At 71.4% G+C, this 17,612-nt stretch carries 12 protein-coding genes; 3 read left to right on the forward strand and 9 right to left on the reverse strand.

Going from position 1 to position 17,612, the window contains the following annotated elements:
• Positions 1 to 170 precede the first annotated feature (170 nt).
• Positions 171 to 452, reverse strand: coding sequence for a hypothetical protein (locus RBJ77_RS16390; RefSeq protein ID WP_372345697.1), 282 nt, complete (start codon positions 450 to 452; stop codon positions 171 to 173).
• Between the two features lie 446 nt (positions 453 to 898).
• On the opposite strand from RBJ77_RS16390, the gene RBJ77_RS16395 reads away from it, so the two are divergent.
• Positions 899 to 3,448, forward strand: coding sequence for a discoidin domain-containing protein (locus RBJ77_RS16395; protein WP_372345698.1), 2,550 nt, complete (start codon positions 899 to 901; stop codon positions 3,446 to 3,448).
• A gap of 81 nt (positions 3,449 to 3,529) precedes the next feature.
• Here the strand turns inward: RBJ77_RS16395 and RBJ77_RS16400 are convergent, their stop codons facing one another.
• The 3 genes from RBJ77_RS16400 to manD all read right to left on the reverse strand — a co-directional run bounded on the left by RBJ77_RS16400 (position 3,530) and on the right by manD (position 6,491).
• Positions 3,530 to 4,855, reverse strand: coding sequence for a glycoside hydrolase family 18 protein (locus RBJ77_RS16400; RefSeq protein WP_372345699.1), 1,326 nt, complete (start codon positions 4,853 to 4,855; stop codon positions 3,530 to 3,532).
• Positions 4,856 to 4,973: 118 nt separating this feature from the next.
• Positions 4,974 to 5,192: a hypothetical protein gene (locus RBJ77_RS16405; RefSeq protein WP_372345700.1), complete on the reverse strand. Its 219-nt coding sequence runs from the start codon at positions 5,190 to 5,192 to the stop codon at positions 4,974 to 4,976.
• Between the two features lie 36 nt (positions 5,193 to 5,228).
• Positions 5,229 to 6,491 (reverse strand): D-mannonate dehydratase ManD, encoded by a 1,263-nt coding sequence (gene manD / locus RBJ77_RS16410; RefSeq protein ID WP_372345768.1) that lies wholly within the window; start codon positions 6,489 to 6,491, stop codon positions 5,229 to 5,231.
• Between the two features lie 339 nt (positions 6,492 to 6,830).
• On the opposite strand from manD, the gene RBJ77_RS16415 reads away from it, so the two are divergent.
• The gene (locus RBJ77_RS16415) at positions 6,831 to 8,747 is read left to right on the forward strand and encodes an alkyl/aryl-sulfatase (protein WP_372345701.1); all 1,917 of its coding nucleotides are present in this window, start codon (positions 6,831 to 6,833) and stop codon (positions 8,745 to 8,747) included.
• A gap of 178 nt (positions 8,748 to 8,925) precedes the next feature.
• Positions 8,926 to 11,154, forward strand: a complete 2,229-nt coding sequence (locus RBJ77_RS16420) for a SpoIIE family protein phosphatase (protein ID WP_372345702.1) — start codon at positions 8,926 to 8,928, stop codon at positions 11,152 to 11,154.
• Positions 11,155 to 11,217: 63 nt separating this feature from the next.
• Here the strand turns inward: RBJ77_RS16420 and RBJ77_RS16425 are convergent, their stop codons facing one another.
• The 5 genes from RBJ77_RS16425 to RBJ77_RS16445 all read right to left on the reverse strand — a co-directional run bounded on the left by RBJ77_RS16425 (position 11,218) and on the right by RBJ77_RS16445 (position 17,448).
• Positions 11,218 to 12,942, reverse strand: a complete 1,725-nt coding sequence (locus tag RBJ77_RS16425; protein WP_372345703.1) for a SulP family inorganic anion transporter — start codon at positions 12,940 to 12,942, stop codon at positions 11,218 to 11,220.
• A gap of 271 nt (positions 12,943 to 13,213) precedes the next feature.
• Complete coding sequence (locus RBJ77_RS16430; protein ID WP_372345704.1) at positions 13,214 to 13,852, reverse strand: TetR/AcrR family transcriptional regulator; 639 nt, start codon at positions 13,850 to 13,852, stop codon at positions 13,214 to 13,216.
• A gap of 52 nt (positions 13,853 to 13,904) precedes the next feature.
• The gene (locus tag RBJ77_RS16435) at positions 13,905 to 14,984 is read right to left on the reverse strand and encodes a Zn-dependent alcohol dehydrogenase (protein WP_372345705.1); all 1,080 of its coding nucleotides are present in this window, start codon (positions 14,982 to 14,984) and stop codon (positions 13,905 to 13,907) included.
• A 209-nt stretch (positions 14,985 to 15,193) separates the two neighbouring features.
• On the reverse strand, positions 15,194 to 16,672 hold the full coding sequence (locus RBJ77_RS16440) for an aldehyde dehydrogenase (protein ID WP_372345706.1): 1,479 nt from the start codon (positions 16,670 to 16,672) through the stop codon (positions 15,194 to 15,196).
• Positions 16,673 to 16,836: 164 nt separating this feature from the next.
• Entirely contained in the window at positions 16,837 to 17,448 is a 612-nt protein-coding gene (locus RBJ77_RS16445; protein WP_372345707.1) for a TetR/AcrR family transcriptional regulator, read from the reverse strand.
• Positions 17,449 to 17,612: the final 164 nt, after the last annotated feature.

Raw genomic sequence — 17,612 nt, forward strand, 5'->3', positions numbered from 1 at the left:
GCCTCCCGGAACAACAGGTGCAGGCAACCGTGCCGCTCACCGCGCATGTGCCGCGCGCAGGTTGCCAGCATGGCACTCCGCCGACCGCGCGGGCAGGGGCGATTGCGCCGTCCCGACCGGCTGCGGCTCCGGGATTCGTGCTCGGGCGCCGGCGGCTCCGCCGCTCCCCGTCAGAGGAGGTCACGCTCCATCAGATCGTGCGCTTCGTCCCACTCGATGAAGCGGCACACCCCGGTCGACAGGTCCACTGCGACAGGGAGGTTCCCTCCGAGCTGCATGTCCTCGACGCCCTGGTCCAGGTACTCGACGTGATCGTAGGGCGCGACGAACGTCCCCTCGTCGACGAAGCAGTACTCCGGGATGATGCGTACGTTGGACGACATCCCCCAGTCGCGGCTCTGCTCGGCCAGGAACTGCGCTGCTCTGCGCTCGGCTTCATCGCGGTCGAGCATGTCAGTCGGTCCTCATGGGGTGGAAGGGATCGAGGGCTCGGACGGGAAGCCCTTGCCGTGCAGGCCGAGTGTCTCAGCAGGCGGCCGTGGCGTCCTCGGCTCGCCTCCACTTTCTGACAACACGAGAGTGAACACCGATGCCCGGTCGTGGGATCTGGGCTGGTGAGCGGGCCGGACACCGGAGTTGAGGTGATCCGTATGTTCGAGGCGTGAAAAGAAGTCGCTCCCGAGGGCTTGCCGAACAGTTGCCTCGACCCTTAAATCAAAGCTCGAACTAAGCCGTATCACTTAGCCGTTCACCCCTTCCGCGCATGGCAGGGGTGCGCTCCACAGCGCCCGTCGGTCCAGACGTGCGCTCACTTGGTGAAGGCCGCCTTGGGGCTTCTCGGGGTTTCTCGGGGCTTCTCGGGGCCGCCTTCTCCCTCACCCCGCACGGAGTGACACGCATGAGACTCAGATCCGTGGGGATCGCGCTCGCCACGGCGGCGGCGCTGCTGACCATCCCCGCCCAGACCTCGACGGCAGCCGCCGCCGAGACGCCGCTCTCCCAGGGCAGAACCGCCACCGCCTCCTCCACCGAGAACGGCGGAACGCCCGCGGCGTACGCCGTCGACGGCGACACCGGCACCCGCTGGTCGTCCGCCGCCACCGACACCCAGTGGCTCCAGGTCGACCTCGGTGCGTCGGCGACGCTCAGCAAGGTCGTCCTCAACTGGGAGGCCGCCTACGCGAAGGACTACAAGATCCAGGTCTCCGACAACGGGAGCACCTGGTCCGACCTGAAGTCGGTCACCGGCTCCGACGGCGGCACCGACACCCTCGACGTCTCCGGCCAGGGCCGGTACGTCCGCATGACCGGCGTCACCCGCGCCACCCCGTACGGCTACTCCCTCTGGGAGTTCCAGGTGTTCGGCAGCTCCGGGAGCACGCCGCCCGCCGATGACTGCTCGACCTCGAACGCCGCCAAGGGCCGCCCGGCGACCGCGTCCTCCACGGAGAACGCCGGCACCCCGGCCTCGGCCGCCTTCGACGGTGACACCGGCACCCGCTGGTCCAGTGCCGCGGCCGATCCGCAGTGGGTCCAGGTCGACCTCGGTTCGTCGCAGGGCATCTGCAAGGTGGACCTGAACTGGGAGGCCGCGTACGCCAAGGCCTTCAAAATCCAGGCCTCCGCGGACGGCCAGAGCTGGACGACCCTGAAGGACGTCACCGCAGGCACCGGCGGCCAGGCCTCGTACGACGTCAGCGGCACGGGCCGCTATCTGCGCGTCCACGGCACCACCCGCGCCACCGGCTACGGCTACTCGCTGTGGGAGGTCGCGGTGCACACCGGGTCGGGCTCCACCACCCCGCCCGTCGAGGGCGGCGGCGACCTCGGTCCGAACGTCATCGTCGTGGACCCGAGCACGGCGAATCTGCAGGGCAAGTTCGACCAGGTCTTCGCCCAGCAGGAGTCGAACCAGTTCGGCTCACAGCGCTACCAGTTCCTGCTGAAGCCGGGCACGTACAACAACATCAACGCCCAACTCGGCTTCTACACCTCGATCTCCGGTCTCGGCATCAACCCCGACGACACGAAGATCAACGGTGACATCACCGTCGACGCGGGCTGGTTCAACGGCAACGCCACGCAGAACTTCTGGCGCTCCGCCGAGAACCTCTCCCTCAATCCGGTGAACGGCACCGACCGCTGGGCCGTCGCCCAGGCCGCGCCGTTCCGCCGCATGCACGTCACCGGCGGCCTCAACCTCGCGCCGAACGGCTACGGCTGGGCATCCGGCGGGTACATCGCCGACTCGAAGATCGACGGCACGGTCGGCCCGTACTCGCAGCAGCAGTGGTACACCCGCGACAGCTCGGTGGGCGGCTGGACCAACGGCGTGTGGAACATGACGTTCTCCGGTGTGCAGGGCGCCCCGGCGACCAACTTCGACACCGGCCCGTACACCACGCTCGACAACACCCCCGTCTCCCGCGAGAAGCCGTTCCTCTACCTGGACGGAAATGACTACAAGGTGTTCGTCCCCGCCAAGCGCACCAACGCGCGGGGCGTCTCCTGGCCCGCCAACGCGGGGACCTCGCTCCCGCTGAGCCAGTTCTACGTCGTCAAGCCCGGCGCGACCGCCGCCACCATCAACCAGGCGCTCTCCCAGGGCCTGAACCTGCTGTTCACCCCGGGCGTCTACCACCTCGACCAGACCATCAACGTCAACCGCGCCAACACGGTGGTGCTCGGCCTCGGCCTCGCCACCATCGTCCCCGACAACGGCGTCGACGCGATGCACGTCGGCGACGTCGACGGCGTGAAGCTCGCGGGCTTCCTCATCGACGCGGGCTCCAAGAAGTCGGACACACTGCTCCAGATCGGCGGCGCGAACGCGAGCGCCGACCACGCCGCGAACCCGACCTCCATGCAGGACGTGTTCGTCCGGATCGGCGGCGCCGGCCCCGGCCTCGCCACCAACTCCGTGGTCGTCAACAGCGACGACGTGATCGTCGACCACACGTGGATCTGGCGGGCCGACCACGGTGACGGCGTCGGCTGGGAGACCAACCGCGCCGACTACGGACTCGTCGTGAACGGCGACGACGTCCTCACCACCGGCCTGTTCGTGGAGCACTTCAACAAGTACGACGTGCTCTGGAACGGGGAGCGCGGCCGCACGATCTTCTTCCAGAACGAGAAGGCGTACGACGCGCCCAACGCCGCCTCCATCACCCACGACGGCATCGTCGGCTACGCGGCCTACAAGGTCGCCGACAGTGTGAACACCCACGAGGCGTGGGGCCTGGGCAGTTACTGCAACTTCACGTCCGATCCGAGCATCGTGCAGCAGCACGGCTTCCAGGTCCCGGTGAAGTCGGGCATCAAGCTGCACGACATCCAGGTCATCTCGCTCGGCGGCAAGGGGCAGTACGCCCACGTCGTGAACAACACCGGCGCCCCGACGTCGGGCACCGACACCGTCCCGTCCAAGATCACGTCGTTCCCGTGATCCCGGCCCCGGTGCGCTGACGCACCCGTGCGGGGCGGCCCGGTCAGGGGCCGCCCCGCACGTCTGCCCGTGGTGCCCGGCTCAGCGCTGCCCGAGGGCGCGGTCGACCGTCCGCACCAGTTCCCCGTCGGGGGTGTCCCCGTCCAGGGACCAGAACATCGCGCCGCCGAGGCCCTTCGCCCGTACGTACGCCGACTTCCGGGCGAGGACCTGCGGATCGTCGTACGTCCACAGGGTCGTGCCGTCGAAGAGCCAGGCGTGGCCGCCGCGACGGTCGCGGTGGAGCCGGTACGTCCCGGAGTCGGCCAGCGCCTTCAACTCCTCGTAGTCCGCGTAGCCGTTGGCCCACTTCGCCGGGGCGGGGCCGGTCGCGGACTGCCCCAGGCCGTCGCCGCCCCCGCTGACCCCGGTCCAGCCCTGCCCGTAGAACGGCATCCCGACGACGAGTTTGCGGGCCGGGGCTCCGCGCCGCAGCCACGCCTCCACCGTGCCGTCGACGCTGAAGTCGTCGCGGGCGAACAGGGCGGACTGCTGGGCCGTCGTCCTCTCACCGCTGACGTGGAAGTCGTAGCCCTGGAGGTTGACGAAGTCGAAGTCCTTCATGATCTTGCGGACCTCGAACCCTGCGTCGATCTTCGCGGGGGCCGTCGGCACGAACGCGGAGAGCTCGTAGGCCTTGCGCTTCGTGCGCCCGTAGGCGTCGAGCTGGTGGCGGAACTCCGCGACCAGCGCGGTGAAGTTCTGCTTGTCCTCCGGGCGGTACACGGTGTCGGTGTCGCCCTCGGAGCCGGGCCACTCCCAGTCCAGGTCGATGCCGTCGAAGACACCGGCCGCGGCCCCCGGCCCGCCGCGCGCGCCGTCCTGCGGCAGGTCGCCCTTGATGTAGAGGTCGATGCAGGAGGAGACGAGCGCCTTGCGGGCGGCGGGAGTTCGGACCGAGTCCGAGAAGTTCGTGGACCAGGACCAGCCGCCGAGGGAGATCATCACCTTGAGGCCGGGGTGCGCGGCCTTGAGCTCGCGCAGCTGGTTGAAGTTGCCCGCGAGGGGCTGGGTGCCGGTGTCCGCGACGCCGTCCACGGAGTTCTCGGCGTCGAGCGGCCGCTGGTAGTCGGCCCAGGGGTCGGACTCTCCGGGGACGTTCCCCATGAGGCACCTGCCGTCGGTGCCGATGTTGCCGAAGGCGTAGTTGATGTGGCTGAGGCGGGCGGCGGCGCCGCTGCGCTCCAGGTCCTGGACCTGGAAGTCCCGGCCGTAGACACCCCATTGGGTGAAGTACCCGACCCGGCGCGGGGTGTCGTGGTGCCCGCCGTGGGCGGAGGCGGCCGGCGCGAACGCGCCGAGGAGGGAGAGCGACGTGACGGCGACGGCCGCCCGGGACAGAAGTCTTCGGCGCAGGCGTGAACGCATGGCGGGGCTCATTCCTGTGAGGCGGGAAGCAAGTGGCCTACGGAACAACGGACTTGCGTGCACGCGAAACTATTGGTCTGGACCATCCAGGTCAAGAGTTCGGAAAGGAGCGAACCGGCTACCGCAGGTCGATCGTGTCCGCCGCGGTGATCAGGCGCCGCAGCTCCTCCTCGCTCCAACCCGTCAGCCGCCCCACGTCCGCCCAGTCCTCGGGCGTCGCGTCCGCGGAGCGCAGGGCGGCGGCCGCCTCCGCCTCCAGGTCGGCACGGGCCGCGTCCACCGCCGCGACGGCGTCCTGATACCTCTGCAGTGCGAGTTCCGTCTTCGCCAGGTCCATCGCCGCATTGTGCACCACGACCGGCCCCGCGGCCGGTCACCAGTCGTGCATCGACCCGTCCAGCCGAAGCCGGTTCACCGGCAGGTAGGCGGGGGCGTAGGGATGCGCCCGCGCCACCTCGTCGTCGTAGCCGACGCCGAGGCCGGGCTCCTCCCCGGGGACGAGCAGTCCGTCCGCGAATCGGTAGGCCGGACGGAACACCTCGTCGGTGGCGCGCGCGTGCTTCATGTACTCCTGGATGCCGAAGTTCGGGATGGCGACGCCCAGGTGCAGGGCGGCCGCGAGACCGACCGGGGAGATGTCCGTGGGGCCGTGGACACCGGACTTGATCTGGTACACGGCCGCGTAGTCGAGGATCCGGCGCAGCGCGGTGATGCCTCCGGCGTGCGTGACGGGCGAGCGTACGTAGTCGATGAGCTGCTCCTCGAACAGCTCGCGGTAGTCCCAGATCGTGTTGAAGACCTCGCCGATCGCGAGGGGCGTCGTCGTGTGCTCCCGGACGCGGCGCAGCATCGCGGTGTTCTCCGCGGGGGTGACGTCCTCCAGCCAGAACAGGTCGTAGGGCTCCAGGTCCTTGCCGAGCCGCGCGGCCTGAATGGGCGTCAGGCGGTGGTGTGCGTCGTGCAGGAGGGGCAGCTCGGGGCCGAACTCGGAGCGGACCGCCTCGAACACCTTCGGGGCGTGCCGCAGATAGGCGCGGGTGTCCCACTCCTCCTCCACCGGACGGTGCGCGCGGCGGGCCGGTTCGTGGTCGTAGCGGGAGGTGGCCCCGGCGTCGCCCACCGCGGCGTTCGCGCTGGAGGCGACGCCGTAGACGGAGCCGAGACCCGGGATGCCGCTCTGGATCCGCACGGCCCGGTAGCCCTCGTCGAGGTGGGCGCGTATCGAGTCGAACAGCTCCTCCGTGTCGGCGCCGCTCGCATGCCCGTAGGCCAGGCATCCGCGGCGGCTGCGACCGCCGAGCAACTGGTACAGGGGCATGCCGGCGAGCTTGGCCTTGATGTCCCACAGCGCCGTGTCGACGGCCGCGATCGCCGCCATGGTGATGGGACCGCGCCGCCAGTAGGCGCCCCGGTACAGGTACTGCCAGGTGTCCTCGATCGCGTGGGCGTCGCGCCCGACGAGCAGGGGCGCCACGTGGTCGTCGAGGTAGGCGGCGACGGCCAGTTCGCGTCCGTTGACGGTCGCGTCGCCGAGTCCTTCGACGCCGTCCTCGGTGCGCAGGCGCAGCGTCACGAAGTTGCGGCCGGGCGAGGCGACGAGCACCTCGGCCGAGGCGATGCGGGTGGCGTCGTCCAGCGCGACGCCGGGGACGGGGGCAGAGGGTGCGGTCCGTGCGGTGGACACGTCGGCGTCTCCAAGGATCGGGGCGTGGCGGAGCGGACTCCGTCACCGTAGATCTTGAAGTGGCCCCGGGACAGGCCGCGTCTCATGGACGCGGGGTGCCTGCTCGGTGACGGGGGCAGGACCCACCCGTGGACGAGGCGGCCGCGCAACTCCCTGGTCGGCGGGCGTGTGCGCGGACGCGGTGCGGTCCGGCCCGCACTCCAGGCTGACCCACGCGACCGATTGGCGCACCTTTCAGCCCAGAATTAGCGTATTTGTGCAGTTGTTACGCATCCAGGGATGGAGCATGCCGTGACCCACGCCCCGAAGCCGGCCACCGCCGTCACCGCCCGCGTCAACAAGGAGGCGGCGTCCCGGTACGCGATGGACGACCGCCAGGACTTCACGGACGCCGACGTCGGCTTCGTCGCCCCGCTCCCCGACAAGCTGTACGCGGCCGACGGCCGCGTGATCTTCGACGCGAGCCGGTTCGACTACATCGGCGACGACGTGGCAGCCCCCGACACCGTGAACCCGAGTCTGTGGCGGCAGTCGCAGCTGATCCGGCGGGGCGGCCTCTACAAGGTCGCCGACGGCATCCACCAGGTACGCGGCAACGACATCGCGAACCTGACCGTCGTCGAGGGCGACAGCGGCCTGGTCGTCATCGACTGCATGGCAGGCGTGGAGGCCGCGGCGCAGGCCATGGCGATGATCCGCGAACACGTCAGCGACAAGCCCGTCGCCGCGGTGATCTACACGCACACCCACATCGACCACTACGGCGGCGTCAAGGGCGTGGTGAGCGCCGAGGACGTGGCCTCGGGGCGGGTCCCGATCATCGCGCCGGGCACCGTCGCGTCCTTCGACAAGCACGCCATCGGCGAGAACGTGATCGCCGGCAACGCCATGTCGCGGCGCGCCGCGTACGCCTTCGGCAGTCTGCTCGACCTCTCCGACACGGGGTGCGTCACCTGCGGCATCGGCCTCGTGACGCCGCCCGGCGTGACCGTCTCGTACCTGTCGCCGACGGACCCGGTCACGGAGACGGGCACGAAGCGCGACCTGGCCGGCCTGGAGTTCGAGTTCCTGTACGCGCCGGACACCGAGGCGCCCGAGGAGATGCACATCTGGATCCCGCAGCTGAAGGCGCTCACCTGCGCGGAGAACGCCAACCACACGCTGCACAACATCCAGACGCTGCGCGGTGCCCGCACCCGCGACGCCCGCAACTTCGCCCGCTACCTCGACGAGACGCTCCAGCGGTGGGGCGACGACGCGGAGGTGCACTACGGGCCGCACACCTGGCCGGTGTGGGGCAACGGCGAGGTGACGGCGTTCCTGGAGTCGCAGCGCGACACGTACAAGTTCATCCACGACCAGGCGCTGCGCCTGGCCAACAAGGGGTACACGCCGCTGGAAGCGGCCGAAGTGCTGCAACTGCCCGAGGAGTTGGGCCGCAAGTGGTTCAACCGCGGCTACCACGGCACGTTCCACCACGACGTCCGCGCCGTGTTCACCAAGGAGCTCGGCATGTGGGACGGCGATCCCGTCTCGCTGCACCCGCATCCGCCGGTCGAGACGGCCCGCCGTCTCGTCGCCCTGGTAGGGGCCGACCGGATCCTCGCCGAGGGTCGTCGTGCCATCGACGAGGGCGACTACCGGTGGGCGGCGCAGATCCTGCACGCGCTCGTGTTCGCGGAGCCGGAGAACGCCGAGGCCCGCGCGCTGCAGGCCGACGCCTACGAGCAGATGGGCTACCAGGCCGAGGGCCCGCAGTGGCGGGGCATCTTCCTCACCGCCGCGAAGGAGCTGCGCGACGGCGTCCAGGCCGCCACCTTCACCACGGCCAGCCCCGACTCGATCCTCGCCATGCCGATCGGCATCCTCTTCGACTTCGCGGCGGTCCATCTGATCGGCGACCGGGCGGCCCACGCCGACCTGAGGATCGACTTCCGCTTCACCGACGCGCCGTCCGCCGCCGACGAGAACTGGACGATGTGGGTGCGCCGCGGCGTCCTGAACGCCCGCCGCGGCGCCTCCCCCGACGCACCGCTCACGGTGAGCGGGTCGAAGGCGGCGCTCGTCGGCGCCCTCCTCGAGCCCGCCTCGGCGGCGCGGCTCGCCCGGGCCGGGAAGATCACGCTCGACGGCGACGCGACGCTGCTCGACACGCTCGGCGGTCTCCTCGACGACTTCAACCCCGACTTCCCCGTCGTCACGCCCTGAACCGACCAGGACGGGCCGACCGCACCTGAACCGCACGGGCCCGAGCTGCAGGCCCGCCGCGTCTGCCGCATGCTGGTCCCATGGGCGGGCCCCACCCTGCGGGCCGCAGTCCGCCTGGCCGCCGTCCACCCGTCACCCGACCTCCGCGCCGATCCGCCGACCGCCCCGAGGTGCCCCTGTGCCCGGACCTGACAGCAGCGAGCTCGACGCCGCTGTGCTGGACGTCCTGTTCACCCAGGCGCCCTGGGGGCTGTACGTCTTCGACGAGGACCTGCGGGTCGTGCGCTACAACCCCGCGGCGCGCGACGTACGGGGGCTGCGTCCCGAGGCGGTGCTGGGGCGCAGGCTCGGCGAGTTCGCCGAAGGCTTCGACGACCCCGACCTCGCCGCACTGGCCCGAAAGGTCCTGGCGGGAGCCACGGAGGTGCGGGACCACCTGGTCCGCGGACGCTCCCCGAACGATCCCGGGCACGAGATGACGGTGTCGTTGTCGCTGTTCCGGATCCGCCTCGCCGACGGCACCGTACGGGGCGTGGCCGTCGTACAGAACGTCACCGCGACCCGGCGGGCCACCGGCCGGCTCGACATCCTGCACGACGCCCACCGGTCGATCGGCACCAGCCTGGACGTGCGGGCCACCGCGGAGGCCCTCGCCGACGTGGTGGTGAGCCGCTTCGCCGACACCGTGACCGTCGACGTCCTCGACGACGCCCTGCGGGGCACCGGTCCCGGCAGGGCGCCCGTACGCGTCGACGCGCCGCTGCGCCGTGTCGCGTTCCGCTCGGTCGCCGGGGCGGCGGGTCCCGTCGAGCCGGGCGGCCTCAGCTCCTTCACCTTCCCGACGCCCTTCACGCAGAGTCTGCTCGACGCCCGGCCTCGCCTCGTCGCCCACCTCTCGGGCGACGAACCGTGGCTGTCCGACGACGCGGCAGACGCCCACACCCTGCCCGTCAGCGGCGTGCACTCCCTCGTCGTCACACCGCTGACGGTGCGCGGCACCGTCCTCGGAGTCGTCGGCCACTACCGGCACCGCAATCCCGAGCCGTACGACGACGAGGATCTGGCCCTGGCCGTGCAGCTCGCGCAGCGCACGGCGCTCAGCATCGACAACTGCCGCAGCTACGCCCGTGAGCGCACGATCGCCACCACCTTGCAGCGCCACCTGCTGCCCCGCACCCCGCCCGACCTGACGGCGGTGGAGACGATGCCCCTCCACCTGCCGGGCACCGTGGGCGCGGGCGGCGACTGGTACGACGTCATCCCGCTCTCCGGAGCCCGCGTCGCACTCACCGTCGGCGACGTCACCGGCAGCGGCATCGAGGCCGCCGCCGCCATGGGGCAGCTCCGGACGGCCCTGATGGCGCTCGCGGTACGCGATCTCGCGCCGGAGGAGCTGCTGGCCTCCCTGGACGAGGTCGCCGCCGCGCTGCCCCACGAACCCGGTGAGCCGCTGACCGCCTCCTGCCTGTACGCCGTCTTCGACCCGGTGACCCGCACCTGCACCGCCGCCGACGCCGGGCACCCGCTGCCGGTGGCCGTCACGCCGGACGGGGAGCCCGTCCCCTTCGACGTCCCGGTCGGCCCCCTGCTCGGCACCGGTTCCGCCGACTACGAGTCGGCGAGCGCCGTCCTTCCCGACGGCGCCCTCCTCGCTCTCTTCACCGACGGACTCGCCGCCGCACCGGGCGGTCCCGCGGCGGCCGCGCAGACCCTGCGACGCGTGCTGCGCCATCCCGGGCGCACGCTCCAGCAGCTGTCCGACGACGCCGTGTACGCCCTGATGCGCGAGCAGGGCGAGGACGACGCGGTGCTGCTGCTCGCCCGGACCCACGGGCTCGACGAGCACCACGTCGCGGAATGGACGCTGCCCGACGACCCGGCCGTGGTCCCCGCCGCGCGCCGCCTCGCCGAACGCCAGCTGGCGGCCTGGGGCCTCGACGACCTCGCCTTCACCACGGAGCTCGTCGTCAGCGAACTGGTCACCAACGCCATCCGCTACGGCACTCCGCCGATCAAGCTCCGGATGATCCGCGACCGCGTCCTCTCCTGCGAGGTCTCCGACGGCAGCAGCACCGCGCCCCACCTGCGCCACGCCCAGGAGCACGACGAGGGCGGACGCGGCCTGTGCATCATCGCCCAGCTCGCAAAGCGCTGGGGCACGCGCTTCGGGCGCCGCGGGAAGACGATCTGGAGCGAGCAGGAGCTGACCGGGCTGGAGGACGATGGGCTGGAGCTGACCGGTCCGGACAACGATGGGCCGGAGAGGGTCGAACCGGTGAACGGCGAGCCGAACGACGACAGGCCGGACAACGACAGGCCGACGAACGACGGGCCGGACAACGACGGTCCGAAGAACGACAGGCCGAAGAACGAGGGGTCGGAGAACGAAGGGCCGGCCGCCGGTTGATCGCCAGCTGGCCGTCGGCGCTCGTGGCCGCCCGCGCCGGCCAACGGCAACCGGCCGATCGCCTCAGACCTGCGGCGGCGACGCCCCGTCAGCCTCGCGCCGCCGACCGGCGATCCACCTCCTGCCCACCGCGACGGCACTCTCCAGCGGACCCAGCACCTCGGGACTCGCCGGTACGACGCCTCCCTCGCCGAGCCGGTCGCCCAGGCCCGTCGCCCGTACGACCTCGACGAGCGCGGGCTGCGCGCCCGCCAGGACGAGGCGGCCGCCCTCCTTCTCCAGCGCGTGGGCGTAGCGGTCGAGAAGCTTGATGACGGCCGATGACGGGACGTCGGGGAGGGTCCGGACGGCGAGGACGAGCACCGCGTCCCGCGCGCCCGCCACGCTCGGCAACCCGGCCTCGATCCGCGGGAGTTCGGCGAAGAACGAGGTGCCCGCGTAGTCGAGGACGGTGACCTCGCCCGGCGGCAGCACCTTCGGCACGTCGCCCGTGCGCCAGCCGCCTTCCGCCGTCGGACTCAGGGCGACGAGCTTGGCCTGCCGGGCGGACTGGACGCAGTACAGGAGCAGGGAGAGCACCGCTCCGATGACGATCGCCCGCTGGAGGGGCAGTCCCGTCGTGGCGAGGAACGTGAGGACCATCGCCGCCGACGACAGCCGAGAGGTCCGCAGGACGAGGGCGATGTCGCGGCGCTTGCCCCAGATCAGTTCGCCGCCGACCACCAGGATCAGGCCGCCGATGACGGGCATGGGGATGCGCTCGGCGAGCGAGCCGCACAGCAGGACGACGACGGCGAGGAAGACGCCGGAGATCACTCCCGCCCAGCGGGTGCGGGCGCCGGCGCTCACCGCGACGCCCGTGCGCGACATCGAACCGCCGCTGGGCAGGGCCTGGAAGAGGCCGCCGAGGACGTTCGCGTATCCCTGGGAGCGGAAGTCGGCGTCGATGTCGGAGCGGCTGCCGTCGGGGTTGGGCATGGACGGTGCGATGCCGGCGGCCTGGGCGAGTCCGACGAGCGCGACGGAGAACGCGCCGCCGATCAGGTGCGGCACCGCGGACAGGTCGGGCGCGGAGAACGACGGAAGGGCGCCGGGGATGTGGGCGATGTCCCGGACCAGCTCCACGTCGGTGCCCGCGATGCCCACCCCGACGCTGACCACGACCATCGCCACGAGCAGCGCCACCGACTCCAGTCGGCGCACGGCCCGGGTCGCCGCCCAGACGACGACGGTGATCACGGCGACGAGGGTCGCGGCGCCCTGCCAGGAGCCGATGTGCGCGAGCCAGTCGCCCAGTTGGTAGAGCTTGTTGCCGCCCTGGGGTTTGTAGCCGGTGGCGTCCTTGAGGACGCCGACGACGATCTGGAGGGCGATGCCGGTGGCGAAGCCGGTCATCACGGCGTTCGACACGAAGCTCATCACGACGCCGAGCCGGAGCACGCCCATCAGCAGCATGACGACGCCGACCATGACGGTCAGGACGGCCACGTTGCCCGCGTCCTTCGGGTCGAGACCGGCGTCCGACAACACGCTCTGCGAGGTCAGGGCGATGGCGCTGGTGAGCGTCGTGACCATCAGGACGGTACGGGAGGTCAGCGAGCCGACGATCGCGGGGACGACGCCCGCGTACAGTCCGGCGACCGGGTTGAACCCGGCGATGGCGGCGTACGCCATGCCTTCGGGGATGGAGAAGAGTCCGGTCACCGCGCCGCTGGCCGCGTCCGCGGGGCGGGGGCGGCCGAGCCCGCGCAGCCATGCCCTCGGCCCGCCGCGTCGGCGTTCCGCCATCGGTCGCCCCCTTCACCTCAAGGCCCGAAGCTCACCCTGCCCGGACCGGCTCCCAGGCATCCCATAACAGGACAAACCATGCGCACCTTACGACGGAACAGCCATCTGTGCCTCGAAGTGCGGCGCGAAGCATCCCCTCTCCGGGGCGACCGGCCCGTGACCGGCGCGCGCTCTCCGACGTCTGCCGCCGCCTGTGCCGGGGCGCGAAGAACGGCACCTCGCGCACCTTCTACCTCACCGGCGCCCTGGAACTGCGCGACGACCCGGCCGGCTACACGCCCGCCGGGTCGTACTCCTCGAAGATCAGGACGAGCCGCTCCCGCATCCGCGACCACTCCCCTTCGAGGTCGCCCTCGCTCAGGCCGAGGGCACGGGCGGTGAGGAGCAGGCCGCGCATGGCGCTGATGGTGGTCATCAGGGCGGCGTCGAAGCCGGGACGGTCGGCGATCGCACCGACCAGGCCGTGCACGGCGTCGTCGAGGGCGGCGTTGAGGTCCCGCTCGAACTCCCTGAGGGCGTCGCGGAGTTCGTCGTCGCCGCGGGCGCCCGCGATGAGTTCCAGGCAGGCGGTGTACTCGCGGCTGCGCTTCAGGCTCCACAGGGTGTCGAGGGCGCGGGCGATGCGTCCCTCGGCGGGTCCCTCGGTGATCAGCCCGAGTCGCAGGGGGACGCGTTCGCGGTAGCGAGCGACCAGGTGCTGGAGGGTCGCCTCGACCAGAGCGAGTTTCGTCGGGAAGTGGTGGACGAGCCGGCCCCGCGTCACCCCGGCCGCCTCGCCGACGGCGAGCGTGGAGAACTGGGCGTAGCCCTGCTCCGCGAGCACCCGCACGGTGGCGTCGAGAAGGAGGTCACGGGTGTCGAGGGCGCGCTGCTGGACGCGCCGGCGACGGGGCTCGGTCTGCTCTGACATGCGGAAATCCTACGGCGCACCCCCGGGGTGCGCCGTAGCAGGTGTCGGGCGGTCAGTCGTGGGTGAGCATGACGCGCAGGGACTCGCCGCTGCGCATCAGGTCGATGGCCTGGTTGACGTCGGCGAGGGGCAGGCGGTGCGTGACCAGGGATTCCAGGTCGATGCGTCCTGAGCGGATCAGATTGATGATGCGGCCGTAGGTGCGGGTGACGTCGTCGCCGCCGTAGATGGACGGCACGATGCGCTTGGCGCTCGCGAACAGTTCGAGCAGGTTGACCGGCATCATGTCCTGCGCGCCGCCGACGCCGACGAGGCAGACGGTGCCGCCGCGCCGGGCCGCCTCGTAGGCGGAGCGGACGGTGGCCGGGCGGCCGACCGCCTCGATGACGTGGTCGAAGCCGAGGCCGCCGGTGAAGTCCCTTACGGCGTCGGTCAGTTCGTCCGGGGTGACGGCGGCGGTGGCGCCGAAGTCCAGGGCCCAGCGGCGGCGGCCCGCGACCGGGTCGATGGCGACGACGTGTGCCGCGCCCGCCGCCTCGGCGCCCATGACGGCGCTGATCCCGACGCCGCCGCAGCCGATCACGGCGACGGTCTCGCCGGGCTTCACGTCGCAGGAGTTGATGGCGGCACCCAGGCCCGTGGTGACACCGCAGCCGATGAGGGCGGCGGCCTCGTAGGAGACGTCGTCGGGGAACGGGGCGGCGAACCCGGCTTCCAGGACGACCTCTTCGGCGAAGGTGCCCGCGCCCATGAACCGGTAGAAGTCGGTGCCGCGGGAGCGGAAGGCGGGGATGCCGACGGCGGCGACGCCGGCCATGCAGAGGTTGGACTCGCCGCGGTGGCAGTGCTCGCACTGCCCGCAGGCGGGGCGCCAGTTGACGATGACGCGGTCGCCGGGCTTGACGTGGGTGACGCCCGCGCCGACCTCGAGGACCTCGCCCGCGCCCTCGTGGCCGAGGACCATGGGGGTGGCGTTGGGGATGATGCCCTTCATCCCGGAGAGGTCGGACTGGCACAGGCCGGTGGCCTTGATGGCGACGCGGACCTTGCCGGGGCCGAAGCCGATGGTCTCGACGTCGTCGCGGATCTCGAGCATGTCCTGACCGAGTTCGGTCATCAGGGCGGCGAGCATGGTGACTCCTGATGGAGGGTCCGTGGCGGCGCGAAGCACGCCGACGGACGGGTGACGGCGGGAAGGTGACACCCGACCGATCGCCGTCGGGGGTACGGCGACCGGTCGGGATCCTGAGCGCCGGCCGGCCCGGTCGCCGCGCAGGGTGCGCGCAGCGACGGGCTCGGCGGCGAAGCAACGAAGTGGCGAAGTGCGGAGCGAGCCGCCGGTCAGGCGGCCGGCACGGGCAGGGCGATGGCCTTCTGCTCCAGGTACGCGGTGAGCCCCGCGGCACCGAACTCGCGGCCGATGCCGGAGTTCTTGTAGCCGCCGAACGGCGCGGTGAGGTCGATGGTGAATCCGTTGACGGTGAAGGTGCCGGTGCGGATGCGGCGGGCGATCTCCAGGCCGTGCTCGACGTCGGCGGTGACGACGGCGCCGGACAGGCCGAAGTCGGAGTCGTTCGCGAGGGCGACGGCCTCGTCCTCGGTGTCGTACGGCAGCAGGCAGACGACCGGACCGAAGATCTCCTCGCGGGCGATCCGCATGGAGTTGGTGACGTCGCCGAAGAGCGTCGGCTCGACGTACGCGCCTTCCTCCAGGCCCTTCGGCACCCCGCCGCCGAGCAGCAGCGTGGCGCCTTCCTCCCGGCCGATGCGGATGTAGTCGAGGTTGCGGGCCTGCTGGCGCTTGGAGACGAGCGGGCCGACCTGGGTGTCCGGGTCCGCGGGGTCGCCGACCTTGAGGGCGGCGACCGCCTCGACGATGCGCGCGGCGAGTTCGTCGTAGCGCCCGCGCGGCAGGAGGACGCGGGTGAGGGCGACGCAGGCCTGGCCGTTGTTGAGGTACGAGCCGGTCAGGACGGTGCGCACGACGTCGTCGGTGGCGGCGTCGGGCAGCACGATCGCGGCGGACTTGCCGCCGAGTTCGAGGGTGACGCGGGTGAGGTTGCGGGCGGCGACCTCCATCACGCGCTTGCCCGCGCCGACGGAGCCGGTGAAGGCGACCTTGTCGATGCCGGGGTGGCCGACCAGGTACTCGCTGACCTCGCGGTCGGCGGGCAGCACGCTGAGGACGCCGTCGGGCAGCCCGGCCTCGGCGGCGACCTCGGCGAACAGGTAGGCGTCCAGCGGGGTTTCGGGCGAGGGCTTGAGCACCACGGTGCAGCCGGCGGCCAGCGCGGGGGCGAGTTTGGAGGCGGCGGTGAACTGGGGCACGTTCCACGGCACGATCGCGGCGACGACACCGACCGGCTCGCGGCGCACGACCAGCGGGCCGCCGCGCATGCCCGCCTTCTCCTCCTCGAAGGGGAAGGCGGCGGCGACCTGCGCGGTGACGGCGAAGTGTCCGACGGCACCCATCACCTGGTTGGTGACGGACCAGGAGATCGGGGAGCCGTTCTGCCGGGTGATGACCTCGGCGAACTCCTGGGCCCGCGCGCCCATCAGCTTCGTGATGCGCCCGATGACCTCGAGGCGCTCCTCGACGGCCATGCGCGGCCAGGGGCCGTGGTCGAACGCCTCGCGGGCGGCGGCCACCGCGCGGTCCACGTCCTCGGTGGAGGCGTGCGGCACGCGGCCGACGAGCTGCCCGTCGTGCGGCGAGACGACCTCGATGACGTCCGTGCCCGCCGGGTCCACCCGGCGGCCGCCGACGAAGAGGTGGGTGTGCTCCACGAGTCCCGCGGACGCGGCATCCCCTGCGGACATGACATCTCCTCGACTGTGCGCCCCGGCTCCGGGGCGTTCGTACCGTCGGCGTCTGCGCCGACCCATTAAACATACAGCGCTGACTGTTTTTCTCAACCCTTTACGGACAACGCTGACTGTTTTTTGGAGAATGCTCCGAGGTCGGGGTCCCGGAGGTCCGCCCGTCAGCCCCGCGCGGCCCTGCGCACTGATCGCGGCCGATACTCCACCACGGTCAGCGCCAGCGACACGTACCGCTCGACGAGCTCGTCGGGGGTGACCTCGCCGTCGGGGCGGTACCACTGCGCGATGGCGTTGCACATGGCGATGACCGTGCGCCGCGCGTCGTCGGGGTAGGGCGTCAGGAACACGCCGTCGGCCAGCCCCCGCTCGATCACCTCGCGGAACTGCCGGGTGCCGCGCTCCTCGTTCTTGCGGTAGCGGGCGAGGTGCTCGGGCTCCAGGCTGCGCCCCTCGGTGAGCACGATGCTGCTCTTGACGGGGTGCTCGATGCGGAACCGGACCGTGGCCGTGACCAGCGCCTCCAACTGCTCGGCCGGATCGTCGCCCGCCGCCTGCAGCGCGGTGTCGCAGGCGCCGAAGTAGGCGTCGAGGCCGTCGTCGAGGATGGCGACGAGCAGCTCCTGCTTGCCCTTGTAGTAGTAGTACAGCGCGGAGAGGCTGACGCCGGCCCGCTTGGCGATGTTCCGGATCGACGTCGCCCCGTACCCCTGCTCGGAGAACTCCTCGCGGGCGGCCTCGATGATGGCCTTGTGACCTGCGGGTCGTGTGGACACGATGCTCCGATCTCCTGAGCCAGCCCGGTCCGCCCCGTGACTGAACATTCGTACAACTGGCGACGTGCCGCCATCGTACCGCCGCAATGCTGGACGCATCCACGTTTCCGTGCACCACATAGCCCCTGACCAGCACCCCTTCCTAGAACAATCGATCAGGGGGT

This window comes from Streptomyces sp. KL116D, from assembly GCF_030766975.1.
Taxonomy (GTDB): Bacteria; Actinomycetota; Actinomycetes; order Streptomycetales; family Streptomycetaceae; genus Streptomyces; species Streptomyces longispororuber_A.

Bases quoted from the DNA above. Each gene is read 5' to 3' on its own strand.
- RBJ77_RS16425 (WP_372345703.1), bottom strand. From the start codon at position 12,942: ATGGCGGAACGCCGACGCGGCGGGCCGAGGGCATGGCTGCGCGGGCTC.
- RBJ77_RS16400 (WP_372345699.1), bottom strand. From the start codon at position 4,855: ATGCGTTCACGCCTGCGCCGAAGACTTCTGTCCCGGGCGGCCGTCGCC.
- RBJ77_RS16390 (WP_372345697.1), bottom strand. From the start codon at position 452: ATGCTCGACCGCGATGAAGCCGAGCGCAGAGCAGCGCAGTTCCTGGCC.
- RBJ77_RS16440 (WP_372345706.1), bottom strand. From the start codon at position 16,672: ATGTCCGCAGGGGATGCCGCGTCCGCGGGACTCGTGGAGCACACCCAC.
- RBJ77_RS16395 (WP_372345698.1), top strand. From the start codon at position 899: ATGAGACTCAGATCCGTGGGGATCGCGCTCGCCACGGCGGCGGCGCTG.
- RBJ77_RS16430 (WP_372345704.1), bottom strand. From the start codon at position 13,852: ATGTCAGAGCAGACCGAGCCCCGTCGCCGGCGCGTCCAGCAGCGCGCC.
- RBJ77_RS16435 (WP_372345705.1), bottom strand. From the start codon at position 14,984: ATGCTCGCCGCCCTGATGACCGAACTCGGTCAGGACATGCTCGAGATC.
- RBJ77_RS16405 (WP_372345700.1), bottom strand. From the start codon at position 5,192: ATGGACCTGGCGAAGACGGAACTCGCACTGCAGAGGTATCAGGACGCC.